Genomic DNA, 26,699 nt, shown 5'->3' with positions numbered 1-26,699 from the left:
TTTTTCAAAAATAAATTAAATCTTATTCTTGTTTTAGTGGTACCGGTTTTGTTAACGTTTGTGCTGATTACCAGTCTTAATAGTGGTAATGACGCCATGCAAAGTAATTTAAATCAAGCCCATTATCAAGCCGATTCGCAACAAAGTTACGTCACATTATTTAAACACAATACTCAATTAATTAAACAGGCCCACTCGAATGAAATTGCTAATAAGTTAACGAAGACTAATTTGCTCCTATCATATTTACACCATTCCCATTTAAAATACGAATCAACTGATCAACCAAAAACATCAGTAACATTGATGCAAAAAGTTGGCGTTGATTACATGATGGGCATCATTTTAATTGCTATGATTACCATTTTAGTAAACTTATTTGCCACTAACTACGTTGAAAACATCAGCATATCTACCCTAATCCCAATCGAAAAATTTAAATTCATTCTCGTGAACATTGGAGTTGGTTGCTTAATCTATGGTGGAATCATCTTAATATCGTTACTAACTGCCATGATTTTAGGGTTGTTGGGTGGTGGTTTTGGTAATTTAAACTATCCAATCAATACCATGTTGCAAAATCAAGATATTGGAGCATACGTAAACCTAAGTCAAATTATCGTTCCATTAATCGTGATTCAAATCCTTTTCATTATTTTCATGGTCATGTTTAGTTACTTAATTGTCAGCATTTTGAAAGACAAACTCAATTCGTTACTTTTCGTTAATATTATTACCTTTGGGGCACTAATCGGGATTTATTTCTTTAAACCCATTAGCAGTCTAGCGCATTTAATTCCATTTTCATTTTATAACGGATTTAATATCGCTACATTTCAACTAGGCACAAATATTAATAATGATTATCTAACCGCTACGGATGGAATGGTAATTCTAAGCAGCTCAATCGTGGTTATGTTGTTAATGATCATTGGAACAAGCATTATTGAAGCTCATAATAAAAATAAATAAATTAATATTTGCATCATTAAAAGGGGATTTTAAACCGGTAATTTGATTTAAGATCCCCCTTTTTAATTATAAAAAAACGCTCACTGGCCCAACCAATACAGCGAAAATCCCACCATCACAAATCCAATCATGGTAAGCACAATTCCAAACTTCAACAGCTTGCCACCAATACCATCCCACGCAGGCTTGTTCCGCAATGCGCGTAGCTTAAATAACCACCACCCCAGACCATCGAGGATGATTCCAATTAATAAAATGGCGTATGAAACAATCATCAAATATTCACGCACTTGATGCATATCAAATTCACTCCTTACTAAAAAATCCCGTGATTAGAACCCACGTGATTAGAACCCACGGGATTTTTAAACATTCAACTAATTATTTTTCGTATAGTTTCACTAACCCTTGAGTTCCATCATTCCCCAAGTTCATTTGATCGACCATCTTTTCATAGAGTTCCTTGGCCTTTTCAGTAGCGGGCATTGGAACGGCCATCTTTTCAGATTCTTGTAATGCGATTCTTAAATCCTTTAGGAAGTGCTTAGCAGCGAAGCCGGGCTTGAAATCCCCTGCTAAAATGCGGGGGCCGTAGTTATCCAAGCTCCAGTTATCGCCACTCCCCTGTGAAACGGTTTTAACTAGTGCATCCAAATCTAGGCCGGCTGCTTTACCGTAAGCCAGCATTTCGGATAAGCCGGTCATGGTGCCGGCAATCATAATTTGGTTGGCCATCTTGGTGTGTTGACCCTTTCCGTGACCACCGAAAAGATTCACATTTGAACCCATGGCACTCAAAACCGGCTTCATTTCATCAAAGACATCCTGTTCGCCACCAACCATGATGGTTAGGGTGCCGTTCTTAGCACCCACATCACCACCTGAAACGGGGGCGTCTAACGTCTTAATCCCCTTGGCATCAGCAGTCTTTGCAATCCGTTCTTCCAAACTCGGTTTACTGGTCGTCATTTCAATCAACGTTTGTCCCGCTTTAGCAGACTGGAACAATCCATCATCACCATAGTAAACTTCCTCCACATCCTGGGGGAAGCCCACAATCGTTAGAACCACGTCAACTGATTCAGCCAAAGCCTTGGGCGAATCCGCCCACTTAGCTCCCGCATCCATTGCATCCTTAGCATGGGCTTTGGTGCGGTTATAAACGGTAACATCATAATCATTTTTAATTAAGTTTTTGATCATGCCAGTCCCCATGACCCCAGTACCGATAAAGCCAATTTTCATCTCAATGCCCTCTTTATTTTTATTTGTTGAGTCCATTATATGCAAATTCAAACCCCGACTTCAATTAAACCGCCTTACATCAAAAACACTCCCGATGTTTCCATCCGGAGTGATTATTATTTATTGAGATTTCGTTTTAACTTATTCAATACGGCTTTAAACACCATTTTTTGAATAAAATTAGGGTGTTGCTTAGCAGCAAGGTGTAGTCCATTATTAAATTCAACCATCAAGTGCCACTTGTGTCCTTCGATAATTTCCTTCGGAGCTGATGCTGGTAAAAAGACGCCCAACTTAACTTTCATTCCATTGGGTTTATTCTTTAACTGGTGCATCCCAATAATCGTGGTGTTCAAACCATTATCTGCTAAAAACGTATCGCCTGCCATAATCAAATCATCATCATGATCAGGAGTGATGGGATAACTAGCATGCCCAGCTGGTTTTAAATCTAAATAGGATGGATCTTTGTACATGCCAAACGTTTCCACAATTACCTGCCGGCCCCCCTTTTGGGCATCAAAGTAATAGTGTTCCGGGTGAATCGTTGATGGTAGGTACAAATTATTCGCCTTAGCTAGCCCTTGGTTAAACATCATGAACTGAACCAGTGAAATATTATCAGTTTCTACCTCTACGATTGCTTGTTGTAACGGTTCATTAGAATCGGCATGCTTAGCAATCGTTTCCCACATCTGATCACTACGGTCAAGTTCCGGTCTAAAAACTGCCAATGTTTTAGCCTTCCCCATTGCTGCCCTAGTTTGAGCGAGTGCCACCTTAGCATCGGCTAAGCTTAGCTCTTTCAGCTGGTTAAGTGTTTGTTGATTGCCATTTAAAGAAATCGGCAGCCCCTTTCGATCAAAAACATCAAATACATGGTGATAGCGACTAAGTTCCATCCCCAAAATTTCTGATTCTAAAATTGTCCGTCCATCAACGCTAAATCTAATTTGATAATCTGCCATGAATAATTTCTCCCTACTAATTAATTGATGATTTAATCATAATGAAATTTAATCCCATCAACAATGGTTAAACTTGGCGAAGTTATTACTTAAGTAATATAATGAAAGCATCTATTACATAATTAAGGGGCACCTAATGGACTTAAGGGTAAAAAGAACCATCCGTGAAATTGAAAATAGTTTTATCGCATTAGTAATTGATAGGGGATTTCAGAAGGTTAGTGTTATTCAAATCGCTAAACAAGCTGAAATTAATCCTAAGACGTTTTATGATCATTTTCAAGATAAATACGACCTCGCTAAACACGTGGAAAATAATTTTTTGAACCAGTATACCGAAATAATTAAAAGCCACTTTGCTAATAATGGCGAGCAATCAGGAACTATGAACTTGGTTGCTACCGTGAATTTTATGCTGAACAACCAATCGTTGCGGCAATCTTTGGTTGCATTACAAATGATTCACACCACAAACGTTGATATTAACGTGGAGATGAAAACGTTAATTACAGAACAATTAAGTAATCACCATGTTTCTAATGATCCATTGGTAATTGAAATCATTGCTGGAATCGTATTAATTACCATTAAATACTACGTTCAAAATCCAGCTCGTTTTTCAGTTACACATCAATTAGCAGTCATTAATGAATTAAATCATATTCTGGATTCGTTCAGCCAAAAATAATAGCGGGATTCCTCAATTGAGTAACCCCGCTATTATTATTTTTTTCTAAACACAAACCTGACCAGGGCTAGATATGCCACCCAAAAACCAACTAGTAAGACTGCACGCACAATGTAGTTATCAAAAAATGCCATATCCATCCCTCCCGGTTAAATGAATTTGCCCTAAATCGTTTGGCGAACGTATGGGTCGGTACTAATCTTTTGGTCTAAGATCGTATTAGCCCATGCTTTCGCTGAGAATAATGAGTGGTCACGCCAGTTCCCACAGCTTTCTGCAGTGGTTCCCTGTACGTCCTTCCATTCAATGTCGTTAGCAATTGCTTCAAGTGAGCTCTTCAATGCCTTTGCAACGTCTTCAGTTGAATGCGAACCCCAGGTAATCAAATGGAACCCGGTCCGACAACCAAATGGTGAACAATCGATTACGCCAGTTAAGCGGTCGCGTAGCAATCCAGCCAGTAAATGTTCAATCGTGTGTAACCCCGCAGTAGGAATTGCTTCTTCGTTGGGTTGCACCAATCTTAAATCGTAGTTAGAGATGACATCCCCATGTGCGCCCTGTTCTTCAGTAATTAAACGAACGTATGGAGCGTGAACCTTAGTGTGATCTAGTGTGAAACTTTCTACTTTAGCCATAAATGAATCAACCCTTCTATTTTAAAATTTAAATTCCTTCATTATATATATTAGTTTTCTACTGTTTGCCAAACTTCATTTGCAGTATCAATGACCAACTTAATTTTCTTCCATTGTTGCTTTTCAGTCAGGTGATTCCCCTCTTCAGTTGAGGCAAAACCACATTGGGTACTCAAGGATAACTTATCCAATGGAACAAACTCAGCAGCTTCATGAATCCGTTTTACCAAATTCTCTGGATTTTCAAGTTCCGGTTGCTTACTAGTTACTAACCCTAATACGACTTCCTTACCAGGGGTAACTTCATTTAGTGGTGCGAAATCTCCTGAACGATCATCATCAAATTCAAGGTAGTAAGCATCAACATTTTCCTCAGCGAATAACGTGTGGGCAACTGGTTGGTAGCCACCACTTGCTGCCCAAGTCGATGCGTAGTTGCCGCGGCAAACGTGGGTGCTGATGCGGAGGTCATCTGGAAGATCCTTAATTGCTTCATTATTGAAACGTAGGTAAAGCTGCTTTAAGTCATCTACACTCTGACCATTTTCAGCAAAGACATTCCAAAGTTTCTTATCTGATAGAACCCCCCACGTACAATCATCAAGTTTTACGTCACGACAACCAACCTCATAAAGAGCCAAAATTAAATCATGGTAGGCTTTCCCAATATCATGAACCAATGCATCAGTATCTTTACCATAGAATTTTTCTAAAGCAGCAATGTTCGTAGGATCACGAACTAACTCGGTATATAGCTGTGCTGGTGATGGAATACTTTGTCGAGCAACGATAGAATCGTCATCCTTAGTTAAGTTGTATAGGAACTTGTATGCCGATAAGTCAGGATGGTTCGAATTGAACTTAATCTTGCCTTCTACTTGAGCAGAATCATTTCTAGTTTCCAGGTTATGGAAAAAGTAGCCGTGTTCCTGTTTAGTGTGCTTAATGCCATCAAAGCCCCAGAACGTATCTAGGTGCCAGTAACTACGCCGGAATTCACCATCGGTCACAATCTTTAGGCCGACTTCTTTTTCCTTGGCCACTAACTTGGTGATTTCATCATTTTCAACCTTAGTTAATTGATCGTGATCAATCGCATGGTGTTCAAAATCTTTTCTAGCATCCTTTAGTTCTTTGGGTCTTAAGAAACTTCCAACAATATCGTAGTGTAATGGTTGTCCGTTAAATTCTGGCATTTTAATAACTCCCCTTCGGTAATAAATCAATTCAAATAAAAAAATCCGCTCCTAGTGCAATACTAGAAGCGGATTCCCGCGGTACCATTCTAATTCGGACATTGTTTACACAATCTCCCTCACTAACGTCAAACAACGTGTGCAGTGAATAATGGTTGCCACCCCATCGGCGTTTAAATATCGACGCCGCCAAATTACAGGCCATCTTCCCGGTTATCGAATCGGTCTACTCACAGCAAACGTAGACTTTCTGAACCATCTTTAAGCGGTACTCTCCTGATCATCTTGTTTATTTGAATTCGTTTTAATTGATTGATTACATTCTACGAAGTTTGATTATAAATGTCAACACTTTTTCTAATAATTTTTTAATTGAATCATAATTACCAGCATTTTAGTTGGCCAAAAGGGCTTTAAAATCTTGATTTAGCGCCAATTTCTGACCATTATTTCAATTAATAGCCCTTCTTAAAATCAACTTGGTTAATCGCCACTTGACCATTCACATTAAATTGACTCAGGTTCTGATTAAAAATGGCGATTGATTCATCCAGGTATTCGGCATGAATCCCTGAAATGTGTGAAGTAATCAAGACGTTCTCGCGCTGCCATAGCGGATGGTCTGCTGGCAGCGGTTCCGGATCAGTAACGTCTAAGCCCGCAGCACCTAGTTTGCCATTATCAATCGCTGCTAATAGGTCATCGGTATTGGTGCTAGGTCCCCGGCCAATCGTGATAAAGATTGGTTGGTGGGTCAACCGGTCAAAGAAGGCTTGGTTGTACATTCCACGGGTTGCAGCAGTTAGTGGCAATGCGTTGACCACGATTTCAGCATTGGTAATCCGCGCATCAGCCAAATCATTGGTGCTAACCGTTTCAGTAAAGCCAGTGGCGGGATGCCCCACTGTGGTTAACCCCCACCACTTTAGCGCCAAATGCAGTGAGCAGTTCGGCAATCCGGCGACCGATATGCCCAGTGCCAAAGATTACCGCATGCTTATCCTTAATCATCTTTAAATCGTGCGTGGGTTTTACCCACCCCTGCTTACGGGCCGATTCAACTAGGAAGCGGTACTGTCCTAAGATCATTCCCACTGCTGATTCAGCAATCGGTTCGGCATGGATTCCATTTACAGTCGTTAAAATCACGTGCTTAGATTGCAATTTAGCTAGTGGATAGTAATCAACCCCCGCTGATAGCGCCTGCACCCATTTTAAACGGGCCGAATCACTATCGAGCATTTGATTCAATAATTTTTGATTATAGCCAATCATGACGTCAATTTGATCAGGATCAAAATCGGGATGTTCAAAATCATAGTAAACGTGATCGTTTTTTAATGCCGGGTTCGCATTGAACGCCTGCTTTAATTGCGCTGGGTTAAAATTATCGTTTGCAATTGCGACTAAAATATTCATGTTCTTCACCTCAAAAATACATTACGCTTATTTTAAGTCAGCGGCAATTAATTTGCCTATTTAACTGATTATTCAATTTTCATTAATATTTAGCCAAATATTCATGCATAATCAGCATATATATACATATTTTTAAAATTAATCGAATAAAAATGCAAAAATCAGTTGAATAAAAACCAAAATGGTGTTAGTATAATGAATATAAATTCACGTAAAGAACATTATATTCAAATTAATTGAATATAATTAATTGGAGGAACCAATATGCAAAGTCAATTTAACTTCTTCTCAAATCAATTCCACGGCAAGAGCATCCTTGCTGAAACCGATCTAACCCCAAATGAAATGAAATACTTAGTTGACTTCGGCCTACACTTAAAGGCAGAAGCCAAGCAAAATAACTACACTAAATACTTAGCGGGCAAAAACCTCGCATTAATTTTTGAAAAAAATTCAACCAGAACTCGATCAGCATTTACGACCGCTGCCTTCGAACTGGGTGCCAATCCCGTCTTCTTGGGTAAGAATGATATTCACCTTTCCCACAAGGAATCAGTCGCAGACACCGCCAAGGTCTTGGGTAGTATGTATGACGGAATCGAATTCCGTGGTTACAAGCAATCAGACGTTGAAACGTTGGCTAAGTACTCCGGCGTGCCAGTTTGGAACGGCTTAACCGATGAATGGCACCCGACCCAAACGATTCCTGATCTAATCACAATTAAGGAAAACTTTGGTTCCTTCGATGGTGTCAAGATTGCCTACCTGGGTGACGGACGTAACAACGTGGCCCACAGCCTACTAGTTGGTTGTGCAATGGTCGGCATCGACGTTGCCATCGTTAGTCCGGACGAATTAGATCCAGCTGATGATGTTGTAAACATCGCAAAGGACTACGCTAAGCAAAGTGGCGCTAAGATTGAAATCACTGCCGACTTAGCAAGCGGTCTAAAAGGCGCAAACGTGGTTACCACTGACGTGTGGGTCTCAATGGGTGAGGATAACTGGCAGGAACGAATCGACCTATTGACGCCATACCAAGTGAACATGAAAGCCCTTGAAATGACTGGTAACCTCGACGGCAAGCTAATCGTAATGCACTGTCTACCAGCCTACCACGATTTAAACACCGAAGTGGGCCAAGAAGTGTATGCAAAATACCACCTCAGTGAACTAGAAATTACCGACGAAGTGTTCAACAGTAAGTACGCCCGCCAATTTGACGAAGCTGAAAATAGAAAACACGGCATCAAAGCAATGATCGCCGCTACATTAGGTAATATGTACATTCCCCATCTTTAATCGAAAGGTCGTTTTAACATGAACGTTGCAATTATTGGAATCACCGGTTACGCCGGCATGGTCCTTTTCGGACTCTTACAAAAGCATCCCGGAATTATTAAAATCAACATCTACCAACACGATATTAAGGAAGCCGTGCCGTTGAAGACCCTGGCTCCTCAATACACATACTACTCAAAGGCCGTTAAGCCATACGATAGTCAGACCATCATCGATGAAAATGATGCCGTATTCTTCGCAACCCCCGCTGGGGTGACGAGCAAGCTCGCAAAGCCGTTCATCGATGCTGACTTCCCCGTGATCGACCTGTCTGGTGATTTTCGATTAAAGGATCCGAAAGAATACGAAAAATGGTACCACCAACCCACTGCTCCACAGGCTGAATTAGAGCAAGCTTACTATGGATTAGCTGATTTAACCACTAACCCTGGTAAAAACTACGTCGCCAACCCGGGTTGTTACGCCACTTCCGTTTTATTAGGCCTCGCCCCATTGATGATGAATGATTCCATCGATTTGGATAACATCGTCATTGATGCTAAGTCGGGACTATCCGGTGCCGGGAAAAAGCTAAGTGATTCCAGTCACTTCGTTCAGGCAAACGACAACCTCCAAATTTACAAGCCAAACGAGCATAAGCACATCCCAGAAATCATGGCGATGCTAAAACAATGGAACCCTAAAGTCGACCACATCCAGTTTATGACCACCTTAGTTCCGTTTAACCGCGGCATCATGAGTTCGATTTATGTTAAGGTCAAGGATGGCGTTACCGAAGCGATGCTTAAGGACCAATTCGCAAAGGTATACAAGGACCACCCATTCGTAAAGGTGGCTGACGATTCATTACCAACGGTCAAGGAAGTGGTTGGGACTAACGAATGCCACATCGGCCTCAGTTATAACCCCGTCACTAAGTATCTATTAGTCGATAGTGTCATTGATAATATGATCAAGGGCGCTGCCGGACAAGCAATTCAAAACTTCAACCTGCTCTTTGCATACGATGCCGACTACGGATTGAAATTAACCCCGGTCTTACCATAGGAGGATTTACCATGAATATCATTGATTTTAAATGGCCCAAGGGCTTTCAATCCGGCGCCGTCCACGCTGGCTTCAAGTCATCCGGTCAATTAGACATGTGTTGGCTAGCGGCTAACCACCCCTGCGCTGCTGCTGGGGTCTACACTAAAAACCAGTTTCAAGCTGCCCCAGTCCAAGTGACTAAGCACACCATTGATCAAACCCACCAGCTCCAAGCAGTTGTGGTCAACAGCGGCAATGCAAATTCATTTACTGGTGACGAGGGAATTCAAAACGTCCATCGTGAAACCGAAATGGTGGGGCAAAAACTGGGCATCGATCCTAATTTAATCGGGGTCGCTTCGACCGGTATCATTGGGAAGCAACTCGAAATGGACGTCTTCGAAAATGGTTTAAACCAGCTCAGCCTATCGGACAGCACCGCAGCCCCCGAAGCCATCATCACCACCGATACGACATCCAAAAAGATTTGTGTTGAAACGACAATTGATGGCCAGTTGGTAACCGTTACCGGATTTGCTAAGGGCTCGGGGATGATCCACCCTAACATGGGGACCACGCTTAGCTTTATCTCAACGGATGCTAACATTGATGGTGCCACCCTCCAAGCCATCCTAAGTGCTAAGATCGTTAATTCGTTCAACCAAATTACAGTGGATGGCTGCATGTCGACCAATGACATGGTGATCGCAATGGCGAGTGGCGATGCAAACAACCACCCGTTGACTAACCAGCATCCGGAATTTGCTGAATTCGTTGCTGCCTTTGACCACGTCCTAACCGGACTGGCTAAAATGGTTGCTAGTGACGGTGAAGGGGCCTCCAAGTTGATTGAAGCCGACGTGTTCCACGCCGCCAGTCAAGTGGATGCCAACCACGTTGCTAAGGCCATCGTAGGTTCAAATCTAATCAAGGCAATGATTTTCGGTGAAGACGCTAATTGGGGCCGAATTGTCCAGGCGCTTGGCCAGACCGAAGCTAAAATTAGCCTCGACCACCTTGCAATTAGCATTGAAAATACGGCCATTATCAAGGACAGTCAGATTCAAACCTTTGATATGGATGCATTAAGAAAACAACTAGCAAGTGACAACATTAACATCACCGTGGACTTAGCAGCTGGCGATTACAGCGGCGTGGCATGGGGATGCGACCTAACTTATAAGTACGTTGAAATCAACGCAGCATACGAGGAGTGATTTAAATGATCGTAATTAAAATTGGCGGTAACATGGTCAAAAACTTAACCCCCGCCTTCTTCCAATCAATCAAACAACTACAAGCCCAAGGTGAACAAATCTTAATCGTCCACGGTGGCGGTAACTTAATCTCAGCATGTGGTAATTTCGTGGGCCAGCCAGCCACTAAGATCAACGGAATTCGGGTAACTGATAAGCAAATGATGTCAATTACCGATAACGTGTTGACCCAAATTATCCAACCAGAGTTGCATAAGCAATTCGCTGCTCACGGTATTCAAAGCCACATGATGAACGCTAGTGACTATCCATTCTTATTTGCCGACTACGTTGACCAGGCTAAGTACGGTGAAGTCGGCCAAATCAAACGGGTGAAGGCTAACTACATCGACGTCATGACCGGCCAATCCGTGGGCTTATGTGCATCAATTGCCACCGGACCTGACGGCCAAAAGTTAAACGTCAATGCTGACATGGCTGCTGAAGCAATTGCCAGTATTGTCCATGCTGATCAATTAGTCCTATTAACTGACGTGCCCGGTGTAATGCTTGATAACCAGGTCTTAGACCAACTCAATCGGGATACTGCCAACCAACTATTTGAAGATGAAAAATTGATCAATGGAATGGTGCCTAAGGTCAAGGCTGCTTTTCAAGCCCTTGATAACGGCATTCCAGAAGTATCCATTACAAACGATATTATTAAAGTCGGCACCACAATCGTACTCTAGGAGGAATCAACATGACCCATTTAATTCATACTTACGAACAATTTCCCATCGAACCAGTTGATGGACACGACTACCATTTAATTGATAAGAACGGGAAGGAATACGTTGACCTAGCTGCTGGAATCGGGGTCTGTAACTTCGGCTACAGCAATGCCAAAATTAAGGCAGCGGTAGCAGATCAAGTTCAACACATCTGGCACGTTTCTAACCTCTACGAAAATAGTAAGGCCGAAACCGTTGCCGCTAAGCTCTGTCCAAAGGACTACCTCGCCTTCTTCTGTAATTCAGGGACCGAAGCCAATGAAGCAGCCATCAAGCTTGCGCGGAAGGCGACTGGCAAGGCCAATCTCGTTGCGTTCGATAACGGCTTCCACGGTCGGACGTACGGATCACTTTCCGTTACTGGCTACCCCCACATTAAGGATGGCTTTAGTCCATTGGTGCCTGATATCAAGTTCGTTGATTACAACAGTGATGCTTCACTAGATGCAATTGACGATGATACAGCTGCCGTTATCATGGAAGTCGTTCAAGGTGAAGGGGGCGTCAACGTTGGTGACTATGACTGGTTACAAGCCGTTCAAGCTAAGTGTCATGACACCAACACACTTTTGATCATTGATGAAGTCCAATCCGGAATGGGCCGGACGGGCTACAAGTTCGCCTTTGAGCAATTTGACTTAAGTCCTGACATCATCACGGTTGCTAAGGGATTAGCTAACGGCCTCCCAGTTGGTGCCATGCTTGCTAAGTCAAAGACCGCCGCCGCATTCACCCCTGGTTCACACGGGAACACGTTTGGCGGCAACAAAGTGGTCATGGCCTCAGCCGAAGCCGTGTTGGACCAGCTCACCCCTGAATTTTTAAAGACTGTTCAGGAAAAGGGTGCTAAGTTAGCCAGCCTCTTGGAGAGTGAAATCAAGCCATTGGCAAATGTAAAATCAATTTCTGGCAAGGGATTGATGATCGGGATTCACCTCGCAGATGCCCTTAAGGTGGGGGATGTGATTAGCCAACTCCAATCCGCTGGGTTCCTAGCTATTTCCGCACGTGGCAATACACTAAGATTATTACCACCACTCGTGATTAGCGAAGATGCGCTAGCCAGCGCAGTCCATCAAATTAAGCAAGTGATTGCATAGCCTTCAAATATACTGGACGCCAAATGGTCCGTTAAAATCAAAACTAAATCAGCAACCCACCCTAGTTACTTTAGGTCTGGTTTGCTGATTTAGTTTTAATTAAGGATTTACTCAGTGTTTTTTTGAATCACATCGTTAATATAACACTGCTTATCAGCACTATTATTATGTTATAATGGTTCAGATTGACAAGCAGTTTTGAGGGCGGTGGCTCGCAACTTTAATTGGAGGTGATGGTTATGCATCACAAATCTAATGGAAGGCAACGGGCTAGTTACGATGAGTGTGTATCAAGCACTGATCCTAATGTTGACGTTTGGCATGTTTTTAATCGCATTGCTGGACTACATCAACAAAAGAAGTAACAAAAAAGCCGCCCCATATACTTCTGGTAAAGTTTGATGAGGGCGACTAATTTGTTATAGTTGTTTTAATTAAATGAGCCACTGCCTTTGAAGCAGCTTGTTGATCAAAGAGTCCTGAGCGTAATCAGGGCTATTTTTCTATACCTCTATAATATCGATGCGGATATTATATGTCAATAATGATGGCTAAATATAATATTTTATCTTTATTTTAATTTTCTAACCTATGATATAATAAACCAGATTGACAAGAAGTTTTGAGGGCGGTGGCTCGCCACTTTGATTGGAGGTGATGGCTATGCATCACAAATCTAATGGAAGGCAACGGGCTAGTTACGATGAGTGTGTATCAAGCACTAATCCTAATGTTGACGTTTGGCATGTTTTTAATCGCATTGCTAGACTACATCAACAAAAGAAAGTAACAAAAAAGCCGCCCCAGACTTTCGGCAAAGTTAAACGGGCGGCTAATTTGTTATAGTCGTTTTAATTAAATGAGCCACTGCCTTTGAAGTAGCTTGTTGATCAGGGCGTCCTGACCACTACATCAGGACGCTTTTTCTATATATTCATAATATATTTATCTATTCGTGATGTCAACTATTCAAGCATTGACTTAATAATGGTACCCCTAAATTATGATTTAGTAATTAACTCCATTTTTTAGCTGAAGTTTGCTTATTTAGCCTTAGTTAAGTACTTACTCTGTAATTTTTGAATGTCAGTGTTAGTTAACCCAAGCCCCTGCTTAAGGTAACCCATCATTGAACCGTATTTCTTTTCAGCTAGTGAATATGCTTTATCTAAGTATTGCTTTTCAACGATATCATTGTAATATTCGTTCTTCAATTCCTTCTTAGAAGCCCCGTTCTTCTTCATTGCTGCCAAGTCTGCTTTCGTTGCGGCGCTCCGGTACTTGTTGGAAAGCAGGTAGTCCTTATAGATGGTCTGCTTATCAAACCCTAGTGCGGTCAGAATCAACGCGGTCGCAAATCCAGTCCGATCCTTACCATAGCTACAGTGATATAGGACGGCCTTGTTATCCGGCACCTTTAATAGCTCGTTGAATAATTTACGATATTCCTTCCGGCCGGTCTTATTAATAAAGTAGGTGTAATAGAGAATCATCCCCTTTTCACCATCTTTATTAAATACCTTAATATCTGCTTCGTTTTCCTTATCGGAAACCACCGGTGCCTTCACATACTTAACCCCCTTAATCTTCGGGTCATTAGCCTTAGCGACTTCCTTAGGAGTTCTAAAATCAACGTCAACGGCTACATGATATTGTTCAGTTAGTTTCTTGATATCACTCTTAGTCAATTTGTTCAACTGGGCACTGCGAATTAACCGCTTCGCCTTAATCGTTTGCCCCTTACGATTAGTATAGCCACCTAAATCACGAACGTTTACAGCTCCAGTAAGCTTAATCTGCTTGCCAGCTTGCTTTTTTAAGTTAGTAACTGAACTGGCGTTCGCAGTGGTGGTGACCACGTTAGTAACCGCTGGTGCAATGCTAGTAAATAATGTTAACGTCGTTACCGATCCAAACACAAATTTCTTCATTGATTGATTCATTTAGTTCACTCCTAAGTTATGATAGCTCCATTATAGCCAATTAATTTAAATTTAGGGTAAATAGAATGTAAAAGTTATGTATTAACTGTAACATTCAATAACCCCTAAAATTTCCATTTCAAACGGATTCCGTATATAAAAATACATACCATATCATGCCATCAAATCACCCCAAGATGATATGATTAAGGATAAATCAAACTAAAGGACCGGTGATTCAATGAATTCATCCCCAGCAACGTTACCAACCATTAGTAACCACGATTCCAAAATTCAAATTATCAAGGATGCCATTTCCAATTTCATCAGTGCCTTCACTGGCAATATGTTTTCAATGGCCCTGGGATTAATGCTCCTTGATCAGACCAAGCTGCCAATCAGCTTTGGAATGACCTCGATTATCGCACCCATCGTATCCATTGCATTCATGGTCCCCATTGGTAATTGGGTCGATACATATCGCCATAAACACTTACTAGTCATCAGTAGTACGCTGCGCATCATTATCATTGCCATTTTCTATGCAACGATGGGCCTGTTTTCAGGAATGGCCCTGTTTATCCCGGTAGCACTGCTCCTGACTGGCACGTCAATTTCAGCGAACCTTAGTTTAACCGCTTATAGTGCCTCCGTTCATGAACTAGTCAATGATGACTTCATCCAAAAGCTAAGTTCGATTTCACAAAGCGCTAGCGCCCTATCAACTATTTTAGCGCCGTTGTTTGCGGTGGGGATCTATAGCTTCTTAGGGTTTGATTTCTTCATCATCATGGAACTCATTGCTAATCTGGTTGCGCTATTGATTTTACTATCCATGAAATTTCATTATGTAAAGGTAGTCGAAGAACGTCCCACTACCTCCGAGGGAACCCAGTTCGCCAAATTCAAAGCCGTCCTCAGCTACATTAATCAGGAAAAAATTTTTAAATACACCATTGTTGCCGGGTTGGTAGTGAACTTTGTTTACTCATCCCTAACGGTCGGATACCCATACATCATTAAGACTGAATTACACCTGGGCAACGGGCCCCTCGGAATATTAAACGCAGCATCTTCAATCGGAATTTTAATCGGTAGTTTGTTTACAATCATGCTAAGTAAGGTCCGATACCGTTATAAGTTCATGGTGCCATTTATTTTAATGAACGTTTTTATCGCTCTGATCGGCCTAACCTTCATTATCCACCCCAGTCAGGTAACCGTTAGTATCATTGGTGGGACCCTATCAGTGCTATTTGGCATCGCCACCTCGTTAATCAACATCACGCTCCAGGTCCTGATTCAAAAAACGGTGGCCAATGATATGTTAGGCCGGGTCATGTCATTAGACCAAAGCCTCAGTATGTCGATCATGCCATTGGGGGTCCTAACGTACTCCATTCTCTTTGGTTTTATCCGGCCGGGCGGATTGATTCTAATCATCAACGGGGTGCTAATGAGTATTTACATCCTACTTTTAACCCCATTTTTCCTAAGGTACTTCAAGGACCATCATATGTAAACCACAAATGGACTCAATTCGATCATTGAGTCCATTTTTTAAATTAATTAAATTTTATTTTTTAAAATCCGTTGCTTTGCCTGTTGATAATCTTCCTTATCAATCGCACCCGAATCAAGTAATGCTTTTAAGTGCTTTAATTGAACGTCTTGATCATCACTATCATTAACTACACTGGCTTGATGGTTAACGTTTTGCGCCTGCTTATGTTGACGTCTACTGGCTAACCACATGTAAAGGCCAAAGAACACGATCACAATTAAGATTGCATATAGCATTAAAAGTCCCCCCTATTAACTAGTATTATTATAGCCACTAACTAGGTGGTAGTAAATTAATCCTTCCCATTATCATCTTGATAACACTGATAAATGGCAGCCGGATCCATCGAGTCCACATCCGATTGCTTTAAATTAGACCAGGCTAATTGCATTGCACTGGTTTGACTAATCAGCTTAGCCAGTTGCTCAGCACTGTAATTATGGTATCGCTGCCACACCCGGTTCAAAATGGTAACGACTGTTGGATCGATTTGATCGTTAATTTGCTCAGGACGCAATTGGCGATAGCGCCCAGCGGAATCCAAGGGCACGCGTAGCATCCTTAAGCAGTCCAATCCCGCTGAATGAACCTTAATCTGTCGGCTAAATAACTGCTTTTGGATGCGGTCGCTACTGCTATTTTCAGCCATTAGGTATTCAACGAATGCTAAATAGATCAGGTAATTCAGTTTGCGATGGTCAATGCTGTCCTTCGTGAGCAAGAACTCAGCTACTTCCACGGAAGTACTTGCAAAAAACGGCCGATAACCATCTAACTCTTGGCGAATAAATGCCGATTCATTTAAATCAGCAGTCTTAATTTCACCAATTTCTTCTAGTGGGATTCTAATCACCCCATTTTTAGCAATCAACGCGTACGCAGCAATCACAAACGGCTGTATTTGGACCCCATCGCTACCAGAAATCAATTCTACCGGTAGTGCGATGCAGCCCTGATCATCCATCAAAATCAAAAGTTCAAATTTGGCGTTTTTCAAGTGATCCCCACCTCCAATCTAATCGAATAAAAAAGACAAGTCTGATGTTAATCATTCCTGTCAATTAATCTGATGCTTATGTTTTAAGTAATCACGGATTTCAACGATTATCAATAGTGGCCCCCACATGAAAGCTGCCGTAAACACGGGAACTGAAAAGAGCAACCGTAAGTACCAAGCGATATAACGGGCATGTTTTTCAGGCTCAATAATTGCGGATTCAAATTCAGACCAGACGGCATCAAAATCACAAAATGGCGTCCGCTTGAAATCAACCTCACAAATGGGGTAAAAAATCAAGCCCCCCTTTAAAATCAACGGCAGCGGGGTTAAATCAGCATCCGCTGGATACGGTAGCCTGACCAATAAGTAATAAATGACTCCAGACATTAATGCAAATAACATGATGGAAGGACGGCCAAACCGTAGGATCAAGTACTTAATCATTGAACCACCCCATTCCAAATTGGTCACGGTAACAGCGGGCAAATAAATGAACCGGTAATTTAACCATTGATAATCAATCCCCTTCATTAATCCAAAGAAGCGCGACTAATTTCCATTATACACGGATCAGTTAACGTCTCCAGCCATTTTGCCTGCCAATTTAGTTTCGGAAGAGCCGGCCCCGATTCCGGGTCGGTTTAATTTGGTGAAACACCTCGGTATTGGGGTCCAATCCACTAATGATTTGATCCGCCATTTGACCAGCCCGTTTATCAATGAAGGCATTAACGTCATCAAAGCGACTTTGCTTTAACGCCATGAAAATTTGATCGAACTGGGCTGCGGTAAAGTAATCCGAATCATCCCGCAAGCTCTGATAATCGACCCCGTCATTATTACTATCATATTCATACAGGGTCTTACTACTCTTACTATTATTCAATGATTTTGGCAAAAACATTCCATTCCCCAGTGCACTAACGTGGACCGCACTTGGGGCCGGATCATATTTAAAGATTCGCGCCCGTGGAATCACGTGTTCAAATTCATAATCTTCGGATGCTGAAAGGCTATTCGAAAGATACGTTAGATTCGAATGAATCGTAATCAACGCGCGAACTTCTTGATTAAACTGCTTATGAATGTTGGGATTATCCTGATTCCAGTTATTAAATGCCCGTTTGAAGGTCATGGGATCCAACCTAGTTAGGTAGTCACGGGTCCGATGGCTACTGTAATAATCAAATAACCGCGTATCACCATGCGCATTCCAAGCCTTAGTGATGCCATCATAAACGTAATAGGCTGGAATATTATCCAATGCCGTTTTCAAGTCATGGTCGTCTAAATCCCACATACTAGCAAAGTATGACAAAATTTTGAAAGTTGATGATAGTCCATAGGAAAATTCATCGCGGTTGCCACCCTGGTGACTCGCAAAGAAGATGTTTTTTCGCAAAATCCGGGTAAATTTACTATTGATTGCTTTCGACAGGCGGTCTGCTTGATTCAAGATTGATTCCAATTGGTCTTGAATTAAGTCCTTTTGATTATGGATAATGGCAATTTTTTTATTATCAACGTCGGTGATGATTCCCATTAAACCAAAGCCAATCTCATTGACCATGTTCGGACTATCTTTAACCACTGCAAAGAGATTATCCACCACCAACTTACCAAGCGCCTTTGCAAATTCAGCTAGATTAATTTCGCGACTGTTCGTAATGTCATCCTCAGAGAAATCAGAAATGGCAAAGACTCCATCTTGAATTAGGCGTTCGTAATATTTTTTGACCCGGTCTAAAATTTCATTTCCTAATCGACTGCCAGCTGGCATTTTAATCTTTTCATCAAACCACGATGCACTTAGAATCTCATACTTATTTAACGGCACCCCACCCTTATTGAGGTTTTCATAAACTTCCGGCAAATCGACTTCGTTGCCGGTAAATTCAAGGACCGGAATTTCGAGGTGGTCTAGGTCAATATAATCATGAATGGCGGCCATTACCCGTTCAATAAATGGGGAGAGCGACCGATCAAATGCTTCATATACCTGTAGTTTCAACCGGTCGTCATCATTAACTTCAGCAATCATGGCTTCACGCCACTGGTTAAACTGATCACTACCGGATAGGATTTGATTAAAGGTTGCTTCAGTAATTGGCTGCAGATGGTTCTGAGTTAATTTTAGATTAAACTCCTTAAAATAATCATTATAGCGATCTGCATCGAGTTGTTTCCAATAGGCCACCCGGTGCTCATCGTATGCCCGAATCGTTGATAGGCGTTGTTGCCCATCCAATAAACTATACTTTGCATCCCCACTATGATCAGGGGTAATCAACAATGCTCCGAACGGAAAATCCTTATGCAGGGTCCTAAGCAGGTCCATTTTTTTGCTTTTAGTCCATACCAAAGACCGTTGGAATTTAGGCACCTTAATGTCACTTAAGTCCTTATAGTAGGATAACTTCTTATAGTCATAATTACTCAATTTAAAGCCCCCCTAGTGCCAAATGATTGGAACATCGGTCCCTAATTGTCTTTGCCGTTCCAAAATATCAGTTTGTTTCCAGCGTTTTTTATTATCAATAATGTGGTCCGCAATTTGCCCATTAATTGATAACTTCGACTTTGCTAACACCTTAACAATTGCATTTAAATTAGTGGCTGCTTTTTTACCGGGGATTAAATTTTTTTCAATTATTGTCCAGTTGCCGATTGCATTTCTAAGCTCTGGATATTCAATTTCATCATTAATCCTAAGTGGTGAATAAATCCCGTTCGTAAAGACAGTTCGATACATTTCGTCAGCATTTTCAAAGAGATTAAAGCTTTCAAAATAGATGCTAGCTAGCAAATAATTCAAGACCCATCGTTTGGGCCCCTTTAAACCACCATCCTTTTGAAGCGTTGAAAATGCAGATGCCACTTCAGCATCACTAACGTTATATTGGTTTAATTCGGCCACGATGTCCTCAGCACTTTGTAAGTCCCCATGCCAAATCTTGATGGCAACGTTTGAGAATGCATTTTCTAAGGTATTCGTGGTTTTATCACAGATCAAGCGGTACCTAGTAAATACCGAAAGCACCTTATTGAGCACCCGCAATACTGTATCATTGGATAACTTAGCGTGTTCTAGCGCTAACACGATTGGGTAGTACAACGTAAAGTGGGTTTTACTAAGGATGTCTAGAATCCGGTTAATCCGTTCATCTAAAAAGTACTCATGATTGTCAATTAAGGCGGCGTATAAGGACACCAAGTTAGTTGATTCATTAAGAAATGCCGTTGCCTCAGGCTCGGTATTTAAATTTTTACTGATTACGCGGTATAACTTATTTTCAGTAATGTGACCATTTTTAGCCATCCAATATGAACGAATAAACTTATTAATTAACTTACTTTGACTCCCTAGCGTTCTGGCAATCTGGTTCCACTTGTGACTAGCGAAGTCCGTTTTCTCTGGATTGGTACTAAACAAGGAGAGAATGTGGCTTTTAATAATGTCGGAAGCGGTTAAATCAGCGCCCCGGCTATTTAAGGTTTCAAAAATGGTAAACGCATCCTGCCGGTTTGGTGCGATGACCTTAACAATATAGAAACGATTGAAAAATGCATCAAAAATTTTCTTCAGCCGATTCACCCGGTCGTTAATCCGTAAGGTCTTGATTTCCGCATTAAGCTGCCGTGCAAAGTAATCATAAGCCTTCCACATGTTATTGATTGCTTCATTATCAGTCTTCTTGTCGTCAAGCTGGCGGCCGTTTTTAATCAAATTTACAAGTGCTGCTTGCACATCATCTTCATCACTTGATTTACTAGTGATGAGTCGGTCCCCATTGTCCAATGCATTATCACTCTGCTGAAAAATTTGGCGACTTTCGGCAAACCCATCAGAAGTGTCATCATTATCACTATTAAGGCCACGTTTTGCTTCATTCTTCGTTTCATTCGAAATATTTTTAATTACCGCCAATAAAATTTGGCTGGTGGTGACCCGTTGTTGACCATCAATAATTTCTTGGCGATTATCGTGCGCAAAAAAAGTAACCAACTGGCCAAAGAAATGGGAATCACGTTCGCCGTTGGCGACTTCAATTAAGTCGTCCCATAAATCAGTGATTTGATCAATCCCCCACGAATAACCACGTTGGTAACTGGGAATCCGGTAACGGTTATCGCGAAATAAATCGGCAATACTTTGCACCGTTGGATTCACCTTTTCTCTAAAATCCATTTTTTCACCCCATGGACAATTGTTCTACACTTGTGGATCAATTGTCTTTTTAGTCTATTTAAATTTTACCAAAGTTAGATCTGGGGCGCTAGATCAGGGATCAAAATAATTCGAATTAATTAATGGTACGAAAAAAAGGCCAAATCCCGCATGAGGATCGACCTTAGATATACCATGAATTAATATTGTCCTGTATTAACATACTGGTATATCAATAATGATACTATATTTTGAGCATAAACAAAAGTAAATTAAGCAATGTAAATGCTTTTTAACATTCTGTAATAGTCAATTTTGCATTTTTAATTGTAATATGATATATTTTTCATATGAGAGGTGATTCATATTAATTCCAAATTTAATATTGATGAGCAGCACTTATTAGAGGTGCAAGCAATCTTCAAAATGCTCAGTAACATTAATCGTTTAAAAATTTTATACTTATTAGATGGCCAAGCATTGAGCGTTAACCAAATCGCTGAAGCAATTCAGTTAGAGCAATCAGCGGTTTCCCATCAATTAAAAATTTTACGTGATTTTCAATTAGTTAACGTGAATCAGGTGGGGAAAAATAAGGAATATCAAGTTGATGATCCACATATTTTTGACATCATTAACGAAGCAGTAGAACATTCTGATCATGTGATGCGGGGGGTTGAACATGGAAAATAGTCACAGCAGGATTGCCAAAAGAGCATTGATAGTTGAATTTTTTTCAATTAGTTGGATGTTAGTTGAATTTATGGTCGGCTTTTTTGCAGGCCTTAAAGCGCATTCCATTTTACTAATTGCATTTGGATTGGATAGCGTTTTAGAAGTAATCGCTGGCAGCATCCTAGTCTGGCGGCTCCAAAAGGAATTTAATGGTGAAGATGCCACTAGCATTAAGATTGCTGAAGAACGTGCGGGTAAATTGGTGAATTGGATTTTAGTGCTTCTATCCATTTACATTGTCATTAATTCAGTTTTTGATATTGTTACACGTGAAACATCAGATAGTAGCATGGGTGGCATTTTAATTTCAGTGGCATCGTTAATCATCATGCCAATTTTAATCGTAATGAAACGTAAATTAGGCCATCAACTAAGGTCGGAAGCATTAATTGAAGAAAGTATGTGTAACGTTACCTGTGCATACCTCGCAGCAACGGTGTTAATTGGAATTGTCCTCACCCAGTTATTTGGACTCTGGTGGGCAGAATCAATTGCAGCGCTGGGGGTGGCATTCTTGATTGCAAAGGAAGCCATTCCTGAATTACGAGAAGGCTAAAAAACGACTAGGAAATTAATTCCCAGTCGTTTTTTCATCTAGATCTAAAGCGCTGATTTCACTCTTTCTAACCTTAATTAGAAAATCAAAAACTTCCTGTTTAGTATATTGATCATAATTATCAATCCATAATTTAATCGATGCTAAAATCGCTCCAACAGAATAATTTGCAAATAACTTCATTCCTTTAGAATCATCGCTTTTGATTATATAGTTCCATGATTCATATGACATTTCCAAAAACAATCCAACTAGCCGCTGGCTAAATGCTGGATCACCATTCCTACTAAATAAAAAGGCTAAAATTTCATGATTCTCATCAATAATTGTTAATAGGGTAAAAAAGAACACCCGTGAAATTTCAAAATTCTTGATTTCATGAATTTTAGTTTGGTATAACATCCGTTGATTTAACTGGATCCTTTTAAGAACTCGATTTTCCATTTCATTAATTAAATCATATTTATCCAAAAAATGCCGGTAAAAAGTACTCCGGTTAATATTTGCTTCATTAATAATATTACTAATTGTTACATGGAATAAGCCATGCTCCTTAGCAAGTTTAATTGTGGTGCTAATAATTAAATCATCTGTTTTAGCATTTTTCTTTATATATTTCGCCATTTATAACACCTCGTTATTTATTTTAGTGGTTTAAAACCAAAATGCAACAAAATGATTAATTTTAGTGATTGTAATCAAATTTACCTAAGCATAAAATTATCCTTAGCATAATCATAATGATGTAAGGAGAATTAATATGAATAAAGAGAATAACAGCGCTAAACAAAGTGGAACTGGAATCATCTCAGCCATTTTGTTAATTGGGACATTCGCGTGTGTCCTTTCACAAATGTTACTAACCACTGCCCTGCCCAAATTAATGACGGCTTTTGACATTAACACTTCAACGGTGCAATGGTTAACCACTGGATTCTTGATGGTGAACGGAATTATGATTCCGATTTCGGGATTTCTGGGACGGCGTATCAATACTAAATGGTTGTTCCTTGGTGCAATGACCGTGTTCTTGATTGGTTGTATTGTTTCCTATGTGGCCCCAAACTTTGCCATCCTATTTGTGGGAAGAATTATCCAAGCCTTTGGGACTGGGATTATGATGCCGCTACTACAAACCATTATGTTCTCTTTGTTCCCACCAGAAAAAAGAGGAGCTGCCCTTGGGCTTGTTGGAATCGTAGTCGGCGTGGCCCCCGCAATTGGTCCGACCCTTTCCGGTTGGATCGTTGATTCGTTCAACTGGCGGGACCTGTTCGGAATGGAAATTCCAATCATTATTGGTGTGATCATATTAGGATTAATCTTTATGCGCCCGGTTCTCCCAACTACGAATGAAAAAATTGATATTGCATCAATTGTACTATCAACAGTTGGTTTTGGTGCATTACTATACGGATTTTCATCCGTCGGAAACGACGGTTGGGGCTCAACGACGGTTATCACTTCATTAATCATTGGAGTCGTCGTGGTAGCAATCTTCGTTCGGCGGGAACTTAAACTCAAAAAACCATTCTTGGAAATGCGAGTATTCAAGTATCCTAAGTTCACCCTTGGGACCATCTTAAGTACAATTATGATGGTCGCCATGTTCGGAGTGGAAACAATCCTACCTATCTACCTACAAAACGTCCACGGCTTAAGTGCACTAGATTCAGGACTGACCCTATTAATCGGTGCATTAATGATGGCGCTAATGAGTCCCATTACTGGGAAGGCATTTGATAAATTTGGTGCAAGACGGCTCGCAATGGTTGGGGTGTTGCTTCTAACTGTTGGAACCATTCCATTTATGTACCTCAATGCTACGACCCCAGTTGCATTTATCGTAACCTTCTACACGATTAGAATGATCGGAATTGCAATGGTATTAATGCCCGTTACCACTTATGGAATGAATGCCCTTCCAAATGAATTAATCTCAGATGGAACGGCGGCTAACAACACGGTTAGACAAATTGGTGGTTCGATTGGATCAGCAATTATCGTTTCTATCCTGTCTAACGTCACAAGCGATGCTAAACCAGCCCATCACTTGCTAACCCAAAATCCGATTGCATATAAGGTTCAAGCCATCAATGCCGTTATCGATGGTTACCACGCAGCATTTCTATTTGCCGCAGCCTTTTGTATTCTAGGATTAATCGTAACGTTCTTCTTAACTGACAAGAAGAAAGCTAAGTAGGGAGGAATATTAAATGATAATTGTTGCACTATTAATCGGGGTGTTCGGAACGTTCATTAGTTTCGTCTACATCAAGAATATCCCGCTCAGAGCAATCCTGACGACGTTGGGATTAGTAATTTTATTTGGATCAACCTGGGCATCGATTGCAAATGATAACAGTCATTTCATGATGGATAAGAAAACTACCACCACGAATCGTCGAATCTATGCGACCCAAAGTAAAAGTGGCCTAAACCTAATGGTCTACCAAAATCTGGGTACCCAAAAGAAACATGACGTCCAAACCTATAAGAAGACTGCAGACCAGAAAACCCCTAGCCACACCCAAGTGGATGAATTCACGACTAACAAGATTAAGTACGTTAGTGGAAATCATGCAACTTTAAAAACTACCACCACGAATTGGGAATTTACTAAGGCCGGAAAATTTTGGTTCGGTGCTAATAACTGGAAGTTAGGAAATGATAAAAGCGATTTTAAACTGGTTAAACGGGTAAATACGTTCTCCATTCCAAAGAGTTGGATTCATCTCTCCAAAAATCAAGCCCAACAACTAGCTAAGCAAATGAAGAAATCTCAAACTAGTACTAAGCAACAACAAGCAATGATTAAGCAACAGGGACAGGCATTTGTTCAGGCGAAGCTAAAGGCTGCCCTAACTCAAAATCCAAAGTTAGCAACTGATAAAGCGGCCCAACAAAAGTTAGCTAAACAAGCTGCTGCTGAGTTCAAACAACAATTAGTCCAAAAACAAACCGCGCAATTAAAAAAGACGGTTAAGACCTTTAAGGAATAATCAAAAACCACCCAATTGGGTGGTTTTTTAGTTACATATTTAATTCATACGCCAATCGTTTTGGATCGCGGGGTTCATTTACCTCAATTATCCCTCGATATTGAAAGTTAAAATGCTTTCCAATCGATTGCATCACCACATTAAGGCGGTGGGTGTCAAAACGCACGTTATGAATATTATTTACAGCAGCAATTGTAATTAAATTCGCAAAAAAGTAGTTACTTAAATGATGGCCGCGGAACTGACTAGCAATGGCGATTCGATGGATGGTGGCATAACGATCATCATCGTTTTGCCAGGCCCCATCAATATCATGGTAACTAGGTTCGGTGATAAATAATAATGTAGCAGTGCCGGCCACCTGACCACCATCAATTAAGACGTAGTTCGTTCCGTTTTCAATATCATTCCGTAGCGTTGACTCATCTGGATAGCCATCCTGCCATTGCGGACTCCCACTATCGCTTAAAAACCGCTTTGCTTCAGCAATGATTGCCATAATTGCCGGAAGGTCAGTTAATCGCCCCGGCCTAGTATAAATATCAGCCATCTAATCGCTCCCTACTTCCGAATCATTTTAATATGTGGAGTCTGTTCATGGATAAAGACATCCCCTTGCGGGACGAATCCGAACCGTTCGTAGAACCCCTGCTTATCAGCCTGCGCAGTAATTATAATTTCACGATGACCGGGATAAACGCGTTCAATTTGTTGCATTAAGTACTCCATGAGCTGCTTACCAATCCCCTTGCCACGAACTGCAGGCACCGTTAACACCCGCCCGAAGTCCAAATATGCACCGACTTCGTAGAACCGGGCGTATGCGACTAATTCATCATGCTCGTTGAATCCTAAAACATGGTGCGCAGTTAAATCTTCCTTATCTGCATCCACAAACGTCCGCTGTTGTTGAACACAAAACGTTTCAGCCCGAATGTGGTACATTTCCCAAATTTGGTGGTTCGTTAATTCATTAAAACGACAGCAAATCCATTTCATTGTTAAAACCCCTTTCTTTACTGATTATTTAGTAAGAACAACCAAAGGTCTTAACAAGACTGAACGCACCCGATCAATTACAATCACAATGATGTTCATCTTTTTAGCTCGGACTAAATAATTAATCATTGATTGCATTTGACCACCACCCTACTCATTAATTATTAATATTATATCGCGCTTTATCATAATTTGTATACAAAAAA

The 26,699-nt window shown here is 40.9% G+C and carries 30 protein-coding genes and 1 other annotated feature; of the genes, 14 read left to right on the top strand and 16 right to left on the bottom strand.

Annotated elements, in window-relative coordinates; genetic code table 11:
* Positions 1-48 precede the first annotated feature (48 nt).
* The gene (locus MOO44_RS03885) at positions 49-972 is read left to right on the top strand and encodes an ABC transporter permease (RefSeq protein ID WP_260117110.1); all 924 of its coding nucleotides are present in this window, start codon (positions 49-51) and stop codon (positions 970-972) included.
* A gap of 80 nt (positions 973-1,052) precedes the next feature.
* Here MOO44_RS03885 and MOO44_RS03880 read toward each other — a convergent pair whose 3' ends face one another.
* The 3 genes from MOO44_RS03880 to MOO44_RS03870 all read right to left on the bottom strand — a co-directional run bounded on the left by MOO44_RS03880 (position 1,053) and on the right by MOO44_RS03870 (position 3,185).
* A complete protein-coding gene (locus MOO44_RS03880; RefSeq protein WP_260117109.1) occupies positions 1,053-1,271 on the bottom strand; it encodes a hypothetical protein in 219 nt (72 codons plus the stop codon).
* An 82-nt stretch (positions 1,272-1,353) separates the two neighbouring features.
* Entirely contained in the window at positions 1,354-2,217 is an 864-nt protein-coding gene (locus MOO44_RS03875; RefSeq protein WP_260117108.1) for an NAD(P)-dependent oxidoreductase, read from the bottom strand.
* 116 nt (positions 2,218-2,333) lie between these two features.
* Positions 2,334-3,185: a hypothetical protein gene (locus MOO44_RS03870; RefSeq protein WP_260117107.1), complete on the bottom strand. Its 852-nt coding sequence runs from the start codon at positions 3,183-3,185 to the stop codon at positions 2,334-2,336.
* A gap of 136 nt (positions 3,186-3,321) precedes the next feature.
* On the opposite strand from MOO44_RS03870, the gene MOO44_RS03865 reads away from it, so the two are divergent.
* The gene (locus tag MOO44_RS03865; protein ID WP_260117106.1) at positions 3,322-3,873 is read left to right on the top strand and encodes a TetR/AcrR family transcriptional regulator; all 552 of its coding nucleotides are present in this window, start codon (positions 3,322-3,324) and stop codon (positions 3,871-3,873) included.
* A gap of 164 nt (positions 3,874-4,037) precedes the next feature.
* Here the strand turns inward: MOO44_RS03865 and MOO44_RS03860 are convergent, their stop codons facing one another.
* The 4 genes from MOO44_RS03860 to MOO44_RS03845 all read right to left on the bottom strand — a co-directional run bounded on the left by MOO44_RS03860 (position 4,038) and on the right by MOO44_RS03845 (position 7,126).
* Positions 4,038-4,511, bottom strand: a complete 474-nt coding sequence (locus MOO44_RS03860; protein WP_260117105.1) for an S-ribosylhomocysteine lyase — start codon at positions 4,509-4,511, stop codon at positions 4,038-4,040.
* A 50-nt stretch (positions 4,512-4,561) separates the two neighbouring features.
* Positions 4,562-5,707, bottom strand: coding sequence for a 5-methyltetrahydropteroyltriglutamate--homocysteine S-methyltransferase (locus MOO44_RS03855; protein ID WP_260117104.1), 1,146 nt, complete (start codon positions 5,705-5,707; stop codon positions 4,562-4,564).
* Between the two features lie 61 nt (positions 5,708-5,768).
* Positions 5,769-6,000 (bottom strand) — a binding site (T-box leader).
* Positions 6,001-6,162: 162 nt separating this feature from the next.
* Complete coding sequence (locus tag MOO44_RS03850) at positions 6,163-6,612, bottom strand: NAD(P)-dependent oxidoreductase (RefSeq protein ID WP_260117103.1); 450 nt, start codon at positions 6,610-6,612, stop codon at positions 6,163-6,165.
* Entirely contained in the window at positions 6,584-7,126 is a 543-nt protein-coding gene (locus MOO44_RS03845) for an NAD(P)-dependent oxidoreductase (protein ID WP_260117102.1), read from the bottom strand. The genes MOO44_RS03850 and MOO44_RS03845 overlap by 29 nt, the downstream gene beginning before the upstream one ends.
* Positions 7,127-7,390: 264 nt before the next feature.
* On the opposite strand from MOO44_RS03845, the gene argF reads away from it, so the two are divergent.
* The 7 genes from argF to MOO44_RS08720 all read left to right on the top strand — a co-directional run bounded on the left by argF (position 7,391) and on the right by MOO44_RS08720 (position 13,337).
* A complete protein-coding gene (argF, locus tag MOO44_RS03840; RefSeq protein WP_260117101.1) occupies positions 7,391-8,428 on the top strand; it encodes an ornithine carbamoyltransferase in 1,038 nt (345 codons plus the stop codon).
* 18 nt (positions 8,429-8,446) lie between these two features.
* Positions 8,447-9,475 carry an N-acetyl-gamma-glutamyl-phosphate reductase gene (gene argC, locus MOO44_RS03835; protein ID WP_260117100.1) on the top strand — a complete coding sequence of 343 codons (1,029 nt, stop codon included), beginning with the start codon at positions 8,447-8,449 and terminating at the stop codon, positions 9,473-9,475.
* An 11-nt stretch (positions 9,476-9,486) separates the two neighbouring features.
* Entirely contained in the window at positions 9,487-10,674 is a 1,188-nt protein-coding gene (argJ, locus tag MOO44_RS03830) for a bifunctional glutamate N-acetyltransferase/amino-acid acetyltransferase ArgJ (RefSeq protein WP_260117099.1), read from the top strand.
* 5 nt (positions 10,675-10,679) lie between these two features.
* Positions 10,680-11,405 (top strand): acetylglutamate kinase, encoded by a 726-nt coding sequence (gene argB / locus MOO44_RS03825; RefSeq protein WP_260117098.1) that lies wholly within the window; start codon positions 10,680-10,682, stop codon positions 11,403-11,405.
* Between the two features lie 11 nt (positions 11,406-11,416).
* On the top strand, positions 11,417-12,547 hold the full coding sequence (locus tag MOO44_RS03820) for an acetylornithine transaminase (RefSeq protein ID WP_260117097.1): 1,131 nt from the start codon (positions 11,417-11,419) through the stop codon (positions 12,545-12,547).
* A gap of 255 nt (positions 12,548-12,802) precedes the next feature.
* Positions 12,803-12,949, top strand: a complete 147-nt coding sequence (locus MOO44_RS03815) for a putative holin-like toxin (RefSeq protein WP_423802920.1) — start codon at positions 12,803-12,805, stop codon at positions 12,947-12,949.
* A gap of 277 nt (positions 12,950-13,226) precedes the next feature.
* Entirely contained in the window at positions 13,227-13,337 is a 111-nt protein-coding gene (locus tag MOO44_RS08720) for a putative holin-like toxin (RefSeq protein ID WP_423802919.1), read from the top strand.
* Positions 13,338-13,590: 253 nt separating this feature from the next.
* Here MOO44_RS08720 and MOO44_RS03805 read toward each other — a convergent pair whose 3' ends face one another.
* Positions 13,591-14,490, bottom strand: a complete 900-nt coding sequence (locus tag MOO44_RS03805) for a tyrosine-protein phosphatase (RefSeq protein ID WP_260117094.1) — start codon at positions 14,488-14,490, stop codon at positions 13,591-13,593.
* 220 nt (positions 14,491-14,710) lie between these two features.
* Here MOO44_RS03805 and MOO44_RS03800 point away from each other — a divergent pair, with 220 nt between their 5' ends.
* Positions 14,711-15,991, top strand: a complete 1,281-nt coding sequence (locus tag MOO44_RS03800; RefSeq protein ID WP_260117093.1) for an MFS transporter — start codon at positions 14,711-14,713, stop codon at positions 15,989-15,991.
* A 47-nt stretch (positions 15,992-16,038) separates the two neighbouring features.
* Here MOO44_RS03800 and MOO44_RS03795 read toward each other — a convergent pair whose 3' ends face one another.
* From MOO44_RS03795 to MOO44_RS03775, 5 genes are all read right to left on the bottom strand, one after another.
* Entirely contained in the window at positions 16,039-16,269 is a 231-nt protein-coding gene (locus MOO44_RS03795; protein ID WP_260117092.1) for an SHOCT domain-containing protein, read from the bottom strand.
* 56 nt (positions 16,270-16,325) lie between these two features.
* Positions 16,326-17,030 carry a hypothetical protein gene (locus MOO44_RS03790; protein ID WP_260117091.1) on the bottom strand — a complete coding sequence of 235 codons (705 nt, stop codon included), beginning with the start codon at positions 17,028-17,030 and terminating at the stop codon, positions 16,326-16,328.
* A gap of 60 nt (positions 17,031-17,090) precedes the next feature.
* Positions 17,091-17,564, bottom strand: coding sequence for a hypothetical protein (locus MOO44_RS03785; protein ID WP_260117090.1), 474 nt, complete (start codon positions 17,562-17,564; stop codon positions 17,091-17,093).
* 73 nt (positions 17,565-17,637) lie between these two features.
* On the bottom strand, positions 17,638-19,473 hold the full coding sequence (locus MOO44_RS03780; RefSeq protein WP_260117089.1) for a DUF262 domain-containing protein: 1,836 nt from the start codon (positions 19,471-19,473) through the stop codon (positions 17,638-17,640).
* A 12-nt stretch (positions 19,474-19,485) separates the two neighbouring features.
* Entirely contained in the window at positions 19,486-21,222 is a 1,737-nt protein-coding gene (locus tag MOO44_RS03775; RefSeq protein WP_260117088.1) for a DUF262 domain-containing protein, read from the bottom strand.
* 336 nt (positions 21,223-21,558) lie between these two features.
* Between MOO44_RS03775 and MOO44_RS03770 the strand changes: the two genes are divergently transcribed.
* A complete protein-coding gene (locus tag MOO44_RS03770) occupies positions 21,559-21,894 on the top strand; it encodes an ArsR/SmtB family transcription factor (RefSeq protein ID WP_260117087.1) in 336 nt (111 codons plus the stop codon).
* Complete coding sequence (locus MOO44_RS03765; protein WP_260117086.1) at positions 21,884-22,492, top strand: cation efflux transmembrane domain-containing protein; 609 nt, start codon at positions 21,884-21,886, stop codon at positions 22,490-22,492. The genes MOO44_RS03770 and MOO44_RS03765 overlap by 11 nt, the downstream gene beginning before the upstream one ends.
* Before the next feature lie 15 nt (positions 22,493-22,507).
* Here the strand turns inward: MOO44_RS03765 and MOO44_RS03760 are convergent, their stop codons facing one another.
* On the bottom strand, positions 22,508-23,116 hold the full coding sequence (locus tag MOO44_RS03760; RefSeq protein ID WP_260117085.1) for a TetR/AcrR family transcriptional regulator: 609 nt from the start codon (positions 23,114-23,116) through the stop codon (positions 22,508-22,510).
* A gap of 136 nt (positions 23,117-23,252) precedes the next feature.
* Here MOO44_RS03760 and MOO44_RS03755 point away from each other — a divergent pair, with 136 nt between their 5' ends.
* Both MOO44_RS03755 and MOO44_RS03750 read left to right on the top strand, forming a co-directional pair.
* Positions 23,253-24,695, top strand: coding sequence for an MDR family MFS transporter (locus tag MOO44_RS03755; RefSeq protein ID WP_260117084.1), 1,443 nt, complete (start codon positions 23,253-23,255; stop codon positions 24,693-24,695).
* A 13-nt stretch (positions 24,696-24,708) separates the two neighbouring features.
* A complete protein-coding gene (locus MOO44_RS03750; protein WP_260117083.1) occupies positions 24,709-25,494 on the top strand; it encodes a DUF4811 domain-containing protein in 786 nt (261 codons plus the stop codon).
* A 31-nt stretch (positions 25,495-25,525) separates the two neighbouring features.
* On the opposite strand, the gene MOO44_RS03745 is transcribed toward MOO44_RS03750, so the two are convergent.
* Complete coding sequence (locus MOO44_RS03745; protein WP_260117082.1) at positions 25,526-26,044, bottom strand: GNAT family N-acetyltransferase; 519 nt, start codon at positions 26,042-26,044, stop codon at positions 25,526-25,528.
* 11 nt (positions 26,045-26,055) lie between these two features.
* Entirely contained in the window at positions 26,056-26,493 is a 438-nt protein-coding gene (locus tag MOO44_RS03740) for a GNAT family N-acetyltransferase (protein WP_260117081.1), read from the bottom strand.
* Positions 26,494-26,699 lie beyond the last annotated feature (206 nt).

This window comes from Nicoliella spurrieriana (assembly GCF_023380205.1).
GTDB lineage: Bacteria > Bacillota > Bacilli > Lactobacillales > Lactobacillaceae > Nicoliella > Nicoliella spurrieriana.
This window is presented reverse-complemented; position numbering and strand designations above follow the sequence as displayed.